We start from the raw sequence: 15,504 nt of genomic DNA, 5'->3' as shown, positions 1-15,504 counted from the left end.
ATCGACCAATGTCATGGTTTTTACTTAAAATTGGACTGACCAATATTTGTGGGGTATACATCACAAGAATAATTTTAAGCCTGTGCTTAAATCCATCCCAATCAATATCTTTATCAATTTCACAAAAAATAGATCGTCTATAAAAGGAGAGTTTATGAACAAGCTCATAACTATAATAAATAAAGCGCTGTCTCTATTTTGCATATCACTGAGTAGCTTGTTAGTTATGTGTGTTGTTTGGCAAGTATTTTCCCGCTACGTATTAAACGCCCCTAGTACATTTACTGATGAGGTAGCTCGATTCTTATTTATCTGGGTAGGTTTGATGGGGGCAGCATACACGTTAGGACAAAAACGCCATCTAGCAATTGATCTTTTAGCCATGAAGTTGGAACACAATAAGGCTAAGCAAGCGAAATTAAACCTGCTTATTAATCTTATTAGCATTTCATTTGCATCCGTCATTATGGTGTACGGCGGTGCTAGATTAATGCTTAAAACATTAGAAACGGGACAAATATCTCCTGCTCTAGGCATAGAGATGGGCTTAGTCTACGCAGCAATTCCATTATGTGGGCTTTTTATGCTTGTTTATATAGCCCGCGATATATTTGAAAATATATCGATTGCAAAAAAATCACCTACTTCTTTAAATAGTTAATAAGGAATATTACTGTGGATTGGCAAATTATTATTGTTTTATTTGGTAGTTTTTTTCTCTTTTTAGGGATAGGAGTACCGATTTCATTTGCGATTGGCATAGCATCTTTATTGACTATTATGTTATCCCTACCATTCGATGCGGCAATTTCTGTTATTTCTCAAAAAATGGCAACTGGCTTAGATAGTTTCGCATTGCTCGCAATTCCATTCTTTATTTTAGCTGGCAACATTATGAACCGTGGAGGAATTGCAATTCGGCTTATTGAATTTGCAAAAGTGTTAGGAGGTCGCCTACCTGGTTCATTAGCACATGTAAATATTTTAGCGAACATGATGTTTGGTTCGATATCAGGGTCAGCGGTTGCTTCTGCTGCTGCAGTTGGTGGAACAATGGCCCCTCTTCAGAAAAAAGAAGGCTATGATCCCGCATTTTCTGCTGCGGTAAATATCACGTCATGTCCGACGGGACTTCTTATTCCGCCTAGCAATACTTTCATTGTTTATTCATTAATCTCTGGTGGTACTTCAATTGGTGCATTATTTCTAGGTGGTTACATTCCAGGTCTCATTATGGGGTTAAGTTTAATGCTTGTTGCAGGCTTTATCGCAAAACGTCGGGGCTACACTGCCGCACCAAAGCCATCGATCTCTGAAGTGATTAAGAAAACACTAGATGCATTACCGAGCCTCAGCTTAATTGTTATTGTTATGGGCGGTATCATCGGAGGCATATTTACAGCAACAGAAGCATCAGCAGTTGCTGTTGTCTACACCTTACTTCTGGCCATTGTTTTCTATCGAGAAGTAACAATAAAACAGTTACCAAAAATTATCTTAGAGTCAGTAATTACTACTTCAATTGTATTACTGCTTATTGGTGCCTCAATGGGAATGTCTTGGGCCATGGCAAATGCAGATATCCCTTATATGATAAGTGATGCATTAGTTGCAGTATCTGATAATCCAATTATTATTTTTCTGATTATTAATATCATTTTGTTAATTGTTGGTATTTTCATGGATATGACACCGGCGTTATTAATATTTACTCCTATTTTTCTACCAATTGCAATGGATTTAGGCATGGATCCTGTCCACTTCGGCATAATGATGACGTTTAATCTTGCAATTGGTATTTGTACTCCACCTGTAGGAAGTGCACTGTTTATAGGTTGCTCTGTCGCCAATGTTAAAATAGACAAAGTAATTAAGCCTCTATTACCATTTTATGCGGTACTTATTGTTGCTTTGATGCTAGTTACTTTCATCCCACAACTTAGCTTGGCACTACCTCAGTTCTTCTTAGGCTATTAATTTTTTATTAGTAAATAAATTTTTAGAGCCCTATATGGGCTATTTTTTTAACAGGGATTTAATAATGAAAACGATCAAAAATTGGCAATTCAAGCAGCAAAAAAATAATGAAATAATTCTCAGCTGCGATAATAAACATTCTCTGCACCTTTTTGTTCTAGAAAAAAAACTTATCCGTATTTTATTCAAACGTAATTGTGAATTACGCCTAGACCGCACGTGGATGATTGCTCCTGAAGGACACGATGTCCCATGGGAAGGCCGTGATAGAATGTCTGTAGCAGGATTCTCGTTACCTAGCTTTGAACTACAGCAAACTGAAAACCAATTAACACTTGAGACTGAATATCTTCGCTTAACAATCCACCAACCACTTTGGATGGAATGGGAGCACAAAATTGATGGTGAGTGGTTTCCACTTACAAAAGATAGAAAGACTGGTGCTTACCAATTAGGTGCTAGTGAGCCAGGTATCAGTCACTTCATGAACCGTGGTGAAAATGAATTTTATTATGGTTTAGGTGAAAAAACAGGAGATCTTAATCGAGAAGGCCGCCGTTTTGAAATGCGTAATCTAGATGCCATGGGGTATGATGCAAGTAAAACGGATCCTTTATACAAGCACGTTCCTTTCTATATAACTAAAACAACCAGCGATGAAAGTGCAGCTTCATTTGGTCTTTTCTACGACAACCTTGCAAGTTGTTGGTTTGACCTAGGCAACGAACTTGATAACTACCATATTAAGTATCGTCACTATCGGGCTGAAGATGGCGATCTTGATTTGTACTTTATGTACGGAGATTGTATCAAAAATGTCACTAAACAATTTGTGAGTCTCACTGGTGGTACTGCGTTTGGGCCTAAGTGGAGCCTTGGTTATAGTGGTTCAACAATGCAATATACTGATGCAGAAAACTCACAAGAACTGCTAGAAGGGTTTGTAGACCAGTGTTTAGATAACGGTATTCCATGTGATTCATTCCAGCTTTCATCCGGATATACATCAATCGGAAATAAACGTTATGTATTTAATTGGAACTACAATAAAGTTCCTAATCCAAATGCAATGTCAGACCACTTCCACGCCAATGGGATGAAACTTGCCGCTAATATAAAGCCTTGTTTATTGCATGATCATCCTCGCTTTGAAGAGGTAAAAGAAAAGGGGTTGTTTATTAAAGATTCCGAAGCTGATCAACCTGAAAATTCAGTATTTTGGGACGCAGAGGGCTCTCACCTTGATTTTACCAACCCAGATACAGTGAAATGGTGGCAAGACAACATTAAAGAACAACTATTAGAAAAAGGTATTGATTCTACATGGAATGATAATAACGAATACGAGATATGGGATAAAGGTGCTCGTTGTTTTGGTTTTGGTAAAGAAATTCCCGTAAGTTTAATTCGTCCGCTGCAACCTTTATTGATGATGCGAGCATCCTATGAAGCGCAAGCTAAATACGCTCCTAATCTGCGTCCATTCCTGATTTCGCGTTCTGGTTGTCCGGGCATGAGTAGATACGTACAAACTTGGAGCGGGGATAATCGAACCAACTGGGCGAGCTTAAAATATAATATCAAAATGGGTCTGGGCATGAGCCTTTCTGGGCTTTATAACCTAGGTCATGATGTCGGAGGATTTTCTGGTGATAAACCTGATCCTGAATTGTTCGCTCGTTGGGTCCAAAATGGAGTAATGAACCCACGCTTTACTATTCATTCTTGGAATGATGATGGGAGTGTAAACGAACCATGGATGCACCCAAGCGTAACGCCAATCATTCGAGATGCAATGAAGCTGCGTTACCAATTATTGCCATACCTTTACAATTGTTTATATCAAGCACATGCCCACCATGAACCGATGCTTCGTCCAACATTTCTTGACCACGAAAATGATCTAAATACATTTGTCGAAAATGATGATTATCTATTAGGTAAAGATTTATTAGTTGCTTCTGTTGTTGAAGATAGCCAGCGCCGGCGCACGGTTTATTTACCCAATAACCATAATGGTTGGTATGACTATTACACTGGTCAATGGTATAGCGCAGGCCAGAGCGTAACATTAGATGCTCCGCTTGAGCATATCCCTCTTTTAATTCGAGCAGGGGCAATCATTCCAACAAGCGAACGGATTGCTAGTGTAGACACGACAAAAGATAATATTCGCAACTTGGATATCTACCCAATACCAGGTGTCGGGAAAAGCAAATGTAGTCTATTTGATGATGATGGTGAAAGTAATGCTTACCAAACTGGCCATCATATAATATTAGATATTAATATGTCCTCTACCAATCAATTGGTTAAGCTTGAAATTACACGTTCTGGCGAATTTCAACCTGCTTATGAGTCACTTAAACTGCGTTTGCCACAAAGTGAAACACGCCAATTGATTATAAACGGTGAAGTTTACCGCCATGGTGACGCTTTTCTACTGACAGCTGCTAGATAAGGAAAAGTAAAATGAAAAATATCAGTAATAGCCAATTAAATGAGTCGGTGAGTGTGCCAACTTATAATCGTTCAACACTAAAAACTCGAATAGTACATTTAGGATTTGGCGCATTTCATCGTGCACATCAGGCTTTGTATACAAATGAAGTAGCGCAAAAAGTGGATAGTGACTGGGGAATCTGTGAAATCAGCCTTTTTTCAAGCGAAAAAATCATTTCCTCATTAAAGGAACAAGATCATCTTTACACCGTTGCTGAAAAAGGTGCGCAATCAACACAAGTAAAAATTATTGCTTGTATCACGGAATCTATGCACCCTAAGTTTAACGGAATTGAAGCCGTGATTGAAAAAATGGCAGAGCCACAAGTGGCTATTGTTTCAATGACGATAACAGAAAAAGGTTACTGCATAGATCCGGCAACTGGCCTTCTCGATAAAAATAATGAACTAGTGATCTCTGATATTAAAAACCCAGCCCAACCAAAATCTGCGTTAGGTTACATTGTTCAGGCGCTTAAATTACGTCGAGACCGCGGCATTAATCCATTTACTGTAATGTCTTGCGATAATGTTCAAGGCAATGGACATGTTGCCAAAGCAGCAATTCTTGAATTTACTCAATTATTAGATACAAAACTTGCTACTTGGATTGAACAAAATGTCACTTTTCCTTGCACCATGGTTGACCGTATTGTTCCAGCAGCAACAGAACAGACTCTTTCCGAAATTACCAATTTGATTGGTGTTGAAGATCCATGCGGTATTGCATGTGAGCCATTTCGCCAATGGGTAATTGAGGATAATTTTGTAGCTGGTCGTCCTGAATGGGATATTGCTGGTGCAGAGTTTGTTGATGATGTTGTGCCATTTGAAGAGATGAAACTACGGATGTTAAACGGCAGTCACTCGTTCTTAGCTTATCTAGGTTACCTTGGTGGCTTCGAACACATCTCAGACACAATGACAGATCCAAGCTATCGTAAAGCTGCTTTTGATATGATGATGCAGGCACAGGCACCATCACTAACTATGCCAGAAGGTGCAGACCTTGAAAGCTATGCGGCACTGCTTATTAATCGATTCGAAAATCCAAGCTTAAAGCATCAAACATGGCAAATTGCAATGGATGGCAGTCAGAAAATTCCTCAACGTATGGGTGGAAGCTTGCGCTTTCATTTAGAGCAGGGCTCTGATTTTAAATGGTTAGCACTTGGTATTGCAGGATGGATGCGTTTTATATCTGGTGTTGACGAACAAGGCAACGACATCGATGTTCGAGACCCTATGGCAACTATACTTCGGGAAATCTGTGATAGTCATGGATTAAATACATCAGTTGTTCCAGCTCTACTTTCAATTGAATCTATTTTCGCATCTGAAATTGGTCAAAATGTACAAGTCATTAATGCAGTAAAAAATGCATATCAATCACTACTCAACAATGGTGCAAAAGCCACTGTTGCAGCACTTTAAATGGAAATCAAAAATGAAAAATTTTTTATGTGATGATTTTTTATTAAGCAATGAAACTGCTCGACGTCTTTATCATGAGTATGCAGCAGAGCAGCCGATTTATGATTACCATTGTCATCTTAACCCTGCAGAAATAGCACAGGATCGTCGCTTCGAAAACCTAGGTCAAATATGGCTTGAAGGTGACCATTATAAATGGCGTGGTATGCGTGCTGCAGGTATTCAAGAGCGATTAATCACGGGGGATGCTTCTGACTACGATAAATTTCAAGCTTGGGCAAAAACAGTACCAATGACATTGGGTAACCCACTATACCACTGGACACATTTAGAGCTTCGTCGCCCATTTGGTATAACGGGGAAACTACTGACCCCTAATACAGCTAAAGATATTTGGGATGAATGTAATGAATTATTACAAACACCAGAATTTTCTGCACGCGGCATTATGAAGCAAATGAACGTAGTGATGGCTGGCACAACGGATGATCCCATTGATTCTTTAACACACCACAAAGCCATTGCTAACGACAAAAACTTCAATGTTGAGGTACTGCCAAGCTGGCGCCCCGATAAAGCATTCAAAATTGAGCTTGATGGTTTTTCCGACTACATTGCATTATTAGGAAATGCTGCTGATGTTGAAATTACTAGTTTTGATGCTTTGCTAACGGCATTAGATAAACGTCTTACGCATTTTGATACTAACGGATGTCGCGCAGCTGACCATGGTATTGAAGTAGTGCGTTATGCTGCAATTCCATCAGAAAAAGACTTAAATACACTATTTGTTAATCGTTTGAATGGTGAAATATTGTCTGAAAATGAGGTTGCTCAATTCTCAACAGCAGTCCAAGTTTGGCTGGGTAAGCGTTATGCAAAATTAGGCTGGGTAATGCAAATGCATATCGGAGCACAGCGCAATAACAATTCACGCATGTTCAAGCTATTAGGTGCTGATGCAGGTTATGATTCCATTAGCGACCGTACCTTTTCTTTTGAATTAGCGCACATCCTTAACGAGATGGACAGCACTAATCAACTACCAAAAACTATTTTATATTGTATAAATCCTCGTGATAACGAGATGTTGGCAACTATGATTGGTAATTTCCAAGGAGGTGGTATTGCAGGTAAAGTTCAATTCGGCTCAGGTTGGTGGTTTAACGATCAAAAAGACGGTATGAAACGTCAAATGGAGCAGCTTTCACAACTCGGATTATTAAGCCAATTTGTAGGCATGTTGACTGACTCACGCAGCTTCATGTCTTATACCCGTCACGAATATTTCCGTCGTATCCTTTGTGACATGATTGGTCGCTGGGCTGAAAATGGTGAAGTGCCAAATGATATGTCTCTACTAGGCTCTTTGGTTAAAGATATTTGCTTTAATAATGCCAAAACCTACTTTTCAAAATGAGTGTGAGATGAGCCGACTAAACCAATAAAGGATGTAAAAAATGAGTAATAAAATAACAACAAGTATTAAGACGGCAGTTATTGGCTATGGCTTTTCTGCAAAAACTTTTCATCTTCCATTTATCGATACTCTCTCCGAGTTCGAAGTGACTGCAATAAGCAGTAGCAAAGTAGATGAAGTCAAATTGGACTGGCCTAAAGCAAAGCATTATTTTTCAGCTGAAGAGATGATAATAAACAGTGATGCTCAATTAGTTATTATTACAGCCCCTAACGACGTACATTTCTCATTAGCCAAATTAGCGTTGGAAAATAATAAACATGTGGTAATAGAAAAACCCTTTGTAACGAGAGTAGAAGATGGTGAAACCTTAATTGCCTTAGCAAAAGAGAAGAGACTTGTATTAAGTGTCTATCATAATCGTCGCTGGGATGGTGACTTTATGACCGTTAAAAAATTAATATCTGAAAATAAATTAGGAAATATCAAACATTTTGAATCTCATTTTGATCGCTTTAGACCAAAGGTACTTCAGCGTTGGCGAGAGCAGTCTCAAGATGGAGGCGGGATACTATTCGATTTAGCCCCTCATTTAATCGACCAAACATTACAGTTATTTGGTTTACCTGAGGCTATTACTGCGCAATGTGAAATAACGCGCGCAGGAGCAACTAATGTTGATTATTTTAATTTAACTCTTCATTATCCGGACAAACTTGCATTATTACATGCCTCTTTATTTTGTGCTGGACCAAACTTACGGTTCAGTATCCAAGGGGATCAAGGACATTACAGAAAATTAGGATTAGATCCGCAAGAGCCAAAATTAATAGCAGGTATTAAACCGAATAAAGTTAACTGGGCTAAAGAAGATATTGAACAATATGGACATTTATACTCTGAAAATTTATCACAAGTTGTAGAAACAGAGTGTGGAGGTTATCAAAACTATTACATACAAATGGCCGATGCCATTAATAATGGCATAGCACCTCCAGTATCTGCAGAAGATGCCCTGTTGAATATTCGACTTGTAGAGTTAGCGATGGAAAGCAGTCGTTTAGGAAAAACAATGACTATATTTTGAAACGGTAATGTCAACTTTTCGAGTAGAGTAAACTCTAGTAAATAGACCTTAATCTAAAATTTGGACGGAACTAAGCCACGTACTATCAACTTATTAACCACTCTAATCGATTATACGATAATTTGCTGATGAAAAATTCAAATATCTATGCAGGTTATCGTTATCCTCCGCAAATCATCAGCCACGCTGCTTGGCTTTATCATCGTCTTACATTGAGCTTTCGTGATATTGAAGAATTGCTCGCAGCTAAAGGAATTGTTGTCACTTATGAAACGATCCGGCAGTGGTGTAAAAAACACGGAAATATCCACTGTAACCAGATCAGAAAGAACCTTGGCCACGGGAGATACTTGGTATTTGGATAAGGTTTTTATCAAAATAAATGGCGTTTTGCATTATCTTTGGCGCGCCGTAGATCAAGATGGTGATGAAATAGATATTTTGTTTCAAAAGCAAAAAATAAGACGATAGCAATACGCTTATTTAAACGATTGTTAGAAGGACAATGAATAAAATAGTTACAGATAAATTGAGAAGTTATTCAGCCACTAACAAGCATTAATGACTAGTATCGAACATTCCACTTTTCAGCATGAAAATAACGAATGTAAGCTCTCACATCAGACCACTCGGCAGTAAGTTCGGCCAAATTATAGAGTCAAGCTCAGCGGTCTTTAAGTGGTCACGGTGTGACAAATTATTTCTTAAAAAGAGTTAATCATAGTGACTTAGAAAGGTATGGGAGTTCAACCCTTAGCCTAGATTATAGACTTATAAAATAGTAACCCATTAATTTTAGTTATACCTTCCTCAGTTATTCTTTATCCCTAAGCGGTACTACATCCTATTTTAATAACTCCAGAATATTGCTCAAATAAAATGCGATTTCCGTCACTAATTATGATGTTTGTTGCTATATGGTGAGTCGAAATAAGTATTCGATAAACAGTTATTCGATCATTAAATCCTTTCATTTTATTAAAAAGGTTATACCAATGACAAAGAAACCTAACATATTTATTTTCATGACAGATCAGCAAAGAGGTGATTCATTAACTAATCCGTTAATTGAAATACCAAATGTGCGATCTCTGATGAAAAGTGGTGTGAATTTTAAAAATACGCATTGCCCATCACCACACTGTTGCCCGTCGCGTGCGACCTTTTTTACGGGAAAATATCCAACTGAACACGGCGTATGGAACAATGTATGTGTGCAAAATGCATTATCAGATAGATTAACCCCTGGGATACCATTGTTTTCAGAAAACCTTAAAGAACAAGGTTATCGAATGGGGTATTCAGGCAAATGGCATGTTAGTTATGAAACAGGCCCTGAAGATCATGGGTTTGAAGAAGTTTACGTTACTTCAAATAAAAGAACAAAACCCGACGAAGCGACTAAACATATGAGCTCGGGTTGGGAAGTTTATAAAAAACTCGCTAAAACACGAGATGAAGACGTAAACACTCCCAGAAAAGTGGGGCAAATAAAACGCGCAGGCTATCCTAATTACAATCACTATGGTTCGAAAGAAAACCCATTTAATGATTTTGATGTCGTCAATGCCGCAATAGAAAAACTTAATGAAATACCAGAAGATGGTAACCCTTGGCTATATTATTTAGGCACTCTCGGGCCTCATGACCCATATTTTGTACCTCAAAAATTTTTAGATATGTATAAAGATGTTGATATTGAACTGACGGATATTCATTTTGATGATCTTCATGATAAACCTCACCTGTATCAGCGAACTCAAAAAGCATTTAATCAATTATCAATAGAAGAAAAAAAGGATGCCATTATCCACTATATGGCGTTTTGCACCTATGAGGATTATCTTTTTGGATTAGTACTCGATAAGCTCAAAAAACGTAGTGATTTCGACGATACTCTTATTTTATTTACAAGTGATCACGGGGATTATAACGGTGAGCATGGCCTATGGTGTAAAGGTTTGCCTGCCTTTAAAGGTGCCTATCATATCCCAGCAGTGATTAGTTGGAAAAATGGATTAAAAAATCCTAATCGCACCATTGATGCGCCTGTTTCATTAGCTGATTTTGCTCCTACATTTTTAGAACTTGTTAATGAAGATACATCTACATTAACGGGGCAAAGTTTATTACCCTTTATTTACGATAAGAAGCCTGAACCATGGCGTGAATATTCATTTACCCAGACTAATGGCAATGAGATTTATGGCATACAACGCGCGGTATTCAATGATAAATGGAAACTGGTTTATAACTCTTTTGATTATGATGAACTTTACAATTTGGAAATTGATCCTGATGAGTTAGTTAATTTAGCGACGGATGATAAATATAAAGACATAAAAAAATCTTTATATCGCGAATTGTGGTCTTTTGCCGAGTCGGTAAATGATAAATGTTTAAACCCCTACATAATGGTTGGACTTGCCGAGTTTGGTCCTGCATATGCGTATGAATAACAGAGGATATTAATATGAACAGTTGGACAATAATTTCATTTGTAGCATTTACCGCACTTGTGGCTTACATATCTTGGCGAGCAACAAAACAAGAAGATTTAACAACATCTACAGGTTACTTTTTGGGAGGGCGAGGCCTAACTGGTTTACAAATTGGTACTTCAATACTGCTAACTAATTGGTCAGCAGAGCAATTAATTGGACTTAATGGACAAGGATTCGCAGTTGGCCTTTCTAATATGGGGTGGGCTGTAACAGCTGCTCTTGGCTTGATAATAATGGCTGTCGTTTTCTTACCTTATTTTTTAAGCCGAGGAATAACCACTCTGCCTGAATTAGTCGAACAAAGGTTTGGTAGCGGCGCTCGTAATTTTATGTCGTATTGTATTCTGGTGGGATTAGTTTTCATTCTACTTCCTGCTGTTCTCTACGCGGGGGCAATTGGTTTAAGTAAAGTCTTTGATATTTCTGGCCTACTTAACCTTTCAGATAATGCAGCACTAATAGGAACGATTGCTTTTATTACTATTATTGGCAGTATTTATGCGATTTTTGGTGGTCTGAAAGCGGTCGTTATCTCGGATACAATTAATGGCATTGGGTTCTTCTTCGGTAGTATTTTAGTGCTAGTTTTGGGATTAAACGCTTTAGGTGGCGGTAGTATATCTGAAGGCGTTCATCGATTAGTTGTCGATAATCCTCAAATGTTAAATGCAGTTTCTGCTCCGAAAGTAACAGTGCCTTTTTCTGCCATATTTACTGGTATGATTTTGATCAATCTTTATTTTGCTTGTGCCAATCAGTTGATTATACAGCGTGCTCTAGGTGCTAAGAATTTAGCTGAAGGGCAGAAAGGCATCCTGATGGCGGGAGTGGTAAAAATTCTGAGTATCGGCATTTTGTTAATACCAGGTATTATTGCTTTCATCTTTATGGCACAGAAGGTATTAAAGCCGATGAAGCTTATCCACTATTGATTAATCGTCTCATGCCTGATTATTTGGTTGGTATTTTTGGTGCGGTATTATTTGGTGCAGTTGTTTCTACGTTTAATTCAATTATAAATACATGTTCTACTATTTTTGCTCTGAATATTTATAAACCATTTAGTAAATCTAACTCTGATATGAAATGTATTTCAGTTGGTAAAAAGTTTGGCGCTGTTATTGCCGTCATGGCTGCTTGTCTTGCACCATTGATTCAATATGCAGATGCTGGAATGTACATGTTTGTGCAAAAATTTAATGCTTCGCTTCATTTACCAATACTATTGATTGTTGTTGTAGGTATGGTTTCCAAACGTGCGACTGCTAAATCAACGATTACAGGTGCAATTGCCTATGTTCTTTTCTCATTATTCTTAAATTATATTTATACTGGTTGGCATCTACATTTCCTTCATAAAGCAGCTATCTTATTCGGATTAAGTCTTGCCATTACATGGTTCATGACCATAAGAAATCCTGATACATCAAACAAAGTATTATTACCTATAGTAGATGTTGTCGATTTAACTCACTGGAAACATATACGTATCGCTTGCGTTATGACCTTTGTGTTAATGGTCGCTACTTATGTCATGGCTTCTTCTGCGGGTATTGTTACTGAGCCTGAAAATATTGCTCGAAACCTTATCACTATTTTAGTTGGATCAATCATCTCTGTTTTTGTATTGAACATATTAGTTAAAGCCCTTTTAGCTAAACACCATGCAAAGAAGCAAGCTGAGGTAGAGGTCTTAAGCTAGGTTAGATTTATTAACACTCTATGTATTTGTTATTAAAACGAAGGCATAGAGTGTTTTTTTATGAACAAAGAATAAGAGCAAAGGAAGTAAAAAACGTTTCGTTCTGCTTGTTGAAATTTAACCTACCTACGTTGAGTCTTGAAGTGATAACAACTATCTATTAAAGCCACGTCTTGTTAGTGAAATTTTTACGTAGCAACCATCGAATACTTCATTATTTTCTTTGCTATAAAATAGGACAGGTTTATGTGCGCTAAAGAAATGAAACAAAAAATAATAGATGTATCTAACCATGGAGTTGTACCTAACACCGACATCACATTAAAATTGAGTCAATTATTATTTAAAATAAAGGGGATGGACGACATTAAGTTGTTTTTTCCTAAAGGGGTCTATCAATTCTATAAAAAACACGCGATGGAAGCATATAAAAACATTGCGAATCATGATGATGGTCTAAAACGTATCGCATTTTTAATTAATAATATGAATAGTTTATCTATCGATGGCGATGATTCATTATTTCTTTTTTATGATGAAGTCATTCCTTTTGCTGTTGATAAATCAAAAAATTTCACTATTAAAAATGTGAAAATAGATTTTATTATGCCATTCCACTCAGAGTTAGAGATTGTCACCTCTGATCCTGAAAAAAGAGTTTTATCGCTAAAATAAATGCACAGCGTTACCCTTATAAAATTGAAAATAACAAAATTTTGTTTAAACGTTTTGAGCAATGGGTTCATGTTGGCCAAAACATAGCCTTTGATAAAAATACAACCGCACCAATTTATAATCCCCCTTTATATGAAACAGTTGATTATCCTCATGCAATTGATCTTGGAAATGATTGTGTAGAATTCTCACAATTAGGTGAAAATATACAACCCATTCCCGAAGCCGCTGTTTGGGTCACTTATGGAGAAAGAACTTTAAATCGCCACATTCCGGCTATTCACATCATTGATTCTAAAAATATTATTTTAGAAAATATAACTGTGCATACGGCAGGGGGAATGTCTCTGATTATTGAGCGAACTGAAAATATTAACTTATCACAATATTTTGTTACACCATCAAATGATCGTATGGTTTCGACGAGGGCCGATGCTACGCACTTTATGAATTGTAAAGGCGACATTGTTGTTGAAGATTGTAAATTAGATCACATGCTTGATGATGGCATTAATGTTCACGGTGCTTATGTCAATGTTGACTCCTATGTCGGAGATAATACATTCGTTGCTTCGATTAGCCATTTTCAACAGGAAGGTATTATTTTTGCTGATCCTGGAGATAAGGTTGCTTTTACTAATAAAGAAACTATCTCTTCTTTTTTTGAAACAACGGTGGAAGAAGTTAACATTATTAACAATAAAGTATTTTTAATTCGTTTTGCTGAAGTACCGGATCCAATCCCTTCTTCTGAAATGACGCTTGAAAATTTAACATGGCAGCCGAATGTTGTTTTTAAAAATAATATTATAGAAAAAAATAGGGCTCGCGGAGCATTATTGACCACAAAAGGTAAGGTGGAAATTACTGGAAATTATTTTTATAACCAAATGCATAATGTACTTTTGGTGGGTGACAATGACTTCTGGTATGAATCGAGTGGTACAAAAGATGTGACAATTCATAATAATATTTTCGATAAAGTGGGCTTTTCAGATCCAGATGTCTATCCATTATATGTATTAGTTAAATTAACCAAAGACCAAAAATATGGTGAAAAACCCTATCATGGAAAGGTGAGTTTTATAGAGAATCAAATTAATAGTCTTAATGGACTGTTCGTACACGGTAGTTCAATTGATAGCTTATTAGTTAGTAATAATAGTATCGTTTCATCTACAATTACTCGTGACTATCTAAGTCAGTATCCCTCTATAAATCTTAACTCTGTAAATAAAGCGGTAATTAAAAATAATCGTAGCGAGGGCTTTAACAGTGAGCTGTTAGTCAAACAGAGTAAGGTGAGCGAAGCTGTTGTGGATAAAAACTTGGGTTTCTACTCGACGAATTAACCTGCTTAAATATAACAATAAGCTGTAAATGATTAAATGTATTTGCAGCTTTTAAACTAATTTATAACATGCTCTTTCAATGACATCATTGAGTATGATTCAAAGCAGATCTGTTGTTTTTTATATGCATGTATAATTTTAACCCATTTCTCGACTGAGTATCTTCTGCATTTTCCATTTCTATTACATTGTTTAAACCTGTTCAGGTTAAGTTTATCTACAGGTCTTTATAAGCATAATATTCACTGTAATTCTGACTCTGTAAATTATCCATCACTCAAAGTCGAAGGAGTTCTACTTGTTAGAGCCTATCGTTTATACCTAGATTTTTTTACAGCAGGCTGATTCTTTTATCTTCATAGGTATAGCTGTTCCACTACCATTACAACTAAATATTCTTTATGAACGTCGATATGACTCTGAATGCAGCACTTACTATGCGGAATCTAGGTGTGTTATATCTGAGCCAATTTTAAAATGCTATTTAATCGTCTTTGTTATCGAGATCAAAAAATTATTAAAAATAGAGTGAGTTAGGCTATTTTAAAGAGGTATTTCCCTCGTTATATTTATGTTTTGAAATTAAAAACAATGCAGACCTATTAATTATATTGATACCTTCCTCATTTATTCTTTATCCCTAAGATGGCCTATCTCAGACTTTTATCAAAGCAAAATTTGACCCAAATAAAAACGTGAGACACATCATTAATTAGAATTTTTGTACCTATAAGGTTAGTCGAAATTGCTCACAGATAAATTTTATCGATAGATGAATCCTTTTATTTTATAAAAAATATTGGGTAAATGAAAAAAACAGATGTTTTTTTTATTAATTATCAGAAATAAAT

Annotated in this window: 10 protein-coding genes and 1 pseudogene; all 11 read left to right on the top strand. The window is 36.7% G+C overall.

The genetic code is table 11. From position 1 onward, the window contains the following. Positions 1-154 precede the first annotated feature (154 nt). The 11 genes and pseudogenes from MT391_RS07585 to MT391_RS07535 all read left to right on the top strand — a co-directional run bounded on the left by MT391_RS07585 (position 155) and on the right by MT391_RS07535 (position 14,653). Positions 155-661 carry a TRAP transporter small permease gene (locus MT391_RS07585; RefSeq protein WP_499497383.1) on the top strand — a complete coding sequence of 169 codons (507 nt, stop codon included), beginning with the start codon at positions 155-157 and terminating at the stop codon, positions 659-661. 14 nt (positions 662-675) lie between these two features. Beyond that, the gene (locus MT391_RS07580; RefSeq protein ID WP_299663777.1) at positions 676-1,977 is read left to right on the top strand and encodes a TRAP transporter large permease; all 1,302 of its coding nucleotides are present in this window, start codon (positions 676-678) and stop codon (positions 1,975-1,977) included. A 64-nt stretch (positions 1,978-2,041) separates the two neighbouring features. After that, on the top strand, positions 2,042-4,438 hold the full coding sequence (locus MT391_RS07575) for a glycoside hydrolase family 31 protein (RefSeq protein ID WP_499497381.1): 2,397 nt from the start codon (positions 2,042-2,044) through the stop codon (positions 4,436-4,438). Positions 4,439-4,449: 11 nt separating this feature from the next. Continuing rightward, the gene (locus MT391_RS07570) at positions 4,450-5,913 is read left to right on the top strand and encodes a mannitol dehydrogenase family protein (protein WP_499497379.1); all 1,464 of its coding nucleotides are present in this window, start codon (positions 4,450-4,452) and stop codon (positions 5,911-5,913) included. A gap of 13 nt (positions 5,914-5,926) precedes the next feature. Next, positions 5,927-7,333, top strand: a complete 1,407-nt coding sequence (gene uxaC / locus MT391_RS07565; RefSeq protein ID WP_499497377.1) for a glucuronate isomerase — start codon at positions 5,927-5,929, stop codon at positions 7,331-7,333. A 40-nt stretch (positions 7,334-7,373) separates the two neighbouring features. Continuing rightward, complete coding sequence (locus MT391_RS07560) at positions 7,374-8,420, top strand: oxidoreductase (RefSeq protein ID WP_499497375.1); 1,047 nt, start codon at positions 7,374-7,376, stop codon at positions 8,418-8,420. Positions 8,421-8,687: 267 nt separating this feature from the next. Further along, the gene (locus MT391_RS07555) at positions 8,688-8,891 is read left to right on the top strand and encodes a DDE-type integrase/transposase/recombinase (RefSeq protein ID WP_499497373.1); all 204 of its coding nucleotides are present in this window, start codon (positions 8,688-8,690) and stop codon (positions 8,889-8,891) included. 524 nt (positions 8,892-9,415) lie between these two features. Beyond that, the gene (locus MT391_RS07550) at positions 9,416-10,879 is read left to right on the top strand and encodes a sulfatase family protein (protein WP_499497371.1); all 1,464 of its coding nucleotides are present in this window, start codon (positions 9,416-9,418) and stop codon (positions 10,877-10,879) included. Between the two features lie 14 nt (positions 10,880-10,893). Beyond that, positions 10,894-12,626, top strand: a pseudogene (locus MT391_RS07545) (solute:sodium symporter family transporter). Between the two features lie 246 nt (positions 12,627-12,872). Further along, a complete protein-coding gene (locus tag MT391_RS07540; RefSeq protein WP_499497369.1) occupies positions 12,873-13,301 on the top strand; it encodes a hypothetical protein in 429 nt (142 codons plus the stop codon). After that, complete coding sequence (locus MT391_RS07535; protein ID WP_499497426.1) at positions 13,289-14,653, top strand: alpha-1,3-galactosidase-related protein; 1,365 nt, start codon at positions 13,289-13,291, stop codon at positions 14,651-14,653. Before MT391_RS07540 ends, MT391_RS07535 begins: the two co-directional genes overlap by 13 nt. Positions 14,654-15,504: the final 851 nt, after the last annotated feature.

The sequence above is a fragment of the Vibrio sp. 1-Bac 57 genome, from assembly GCF_037546855.1.
Taxonomy (GTDB): domain Bacteria; phylum Pseudomonadota; class Gammaproteobacteria; order Enterobacterales; family Psychromonadaceae; genus Psychromonas.
The sequence above is the reverse complement of the archived record's forward strand: the minus strand, read 5'-3'. Positions and strand labels throughout refer to the sequence as shown.

What these genes read in the sequence shown, in the direction of transcription:
- MT391_RS07585 (WP_499497383.1), top strand. Translation starts at nt 155, where the DNA reads ATGAACAAGCTCATAACTATAATAAATAAAGCGCTGTCTCTATTTTGC.
- MT391_RS07575 (WP_499497381.1), top strand. Translation starts at nt 2,042, where the DNA reads ATGAAAACGATCAAAAATTGGCAATTCAAGCAGCAAAAAAATAATGAA.
- MT391_RS07570 (WP_499497379.1), top strand. Translation starts at nt 4,450, where the DNA reads ATGAAAAATATCAGTAATAGCCAATTAAATGAGTCGGTGAGTGTGCCA.
- uxaC (WP_499497377.1), top strand. Translation starts at nt 5,927, where the DNA reads ATGAAAAATTTTTTATGTGATGATTTTTTATTAAGCAATGAAACTGCT.
- MT391_RS07560 (WP_499497375.1), top strand. Translation starts at nt 7,374, where the DNA reads ATGAGTAATAAAATAACAACAAGTATTAAGACGGCAGTTATTGGCTAT.
- MT391_RS07555 (WP_499497373.1), top strand. Translation starts at nt 8,688, where the DNA reads ATGAAACGATCCGGCAGTGGTGTAAAAAACACGGAAATATCCACTGTA.
- MT391_RS07550 (WP_499497371.1), top strand. Translation starts at nt 9,416, where the DNA reads ATGACAAAGAAACCTAACATATTTATTTTCATGACAGATCAGCAAAGA.
- MT391_RS07540 (WP_499497369.1), top strand. Translation starts at nt 12,873, where the DNA reads ATGTGCGCTAAAGAAATGAAACAAAAAATAATAGATGTATCTAACCAT.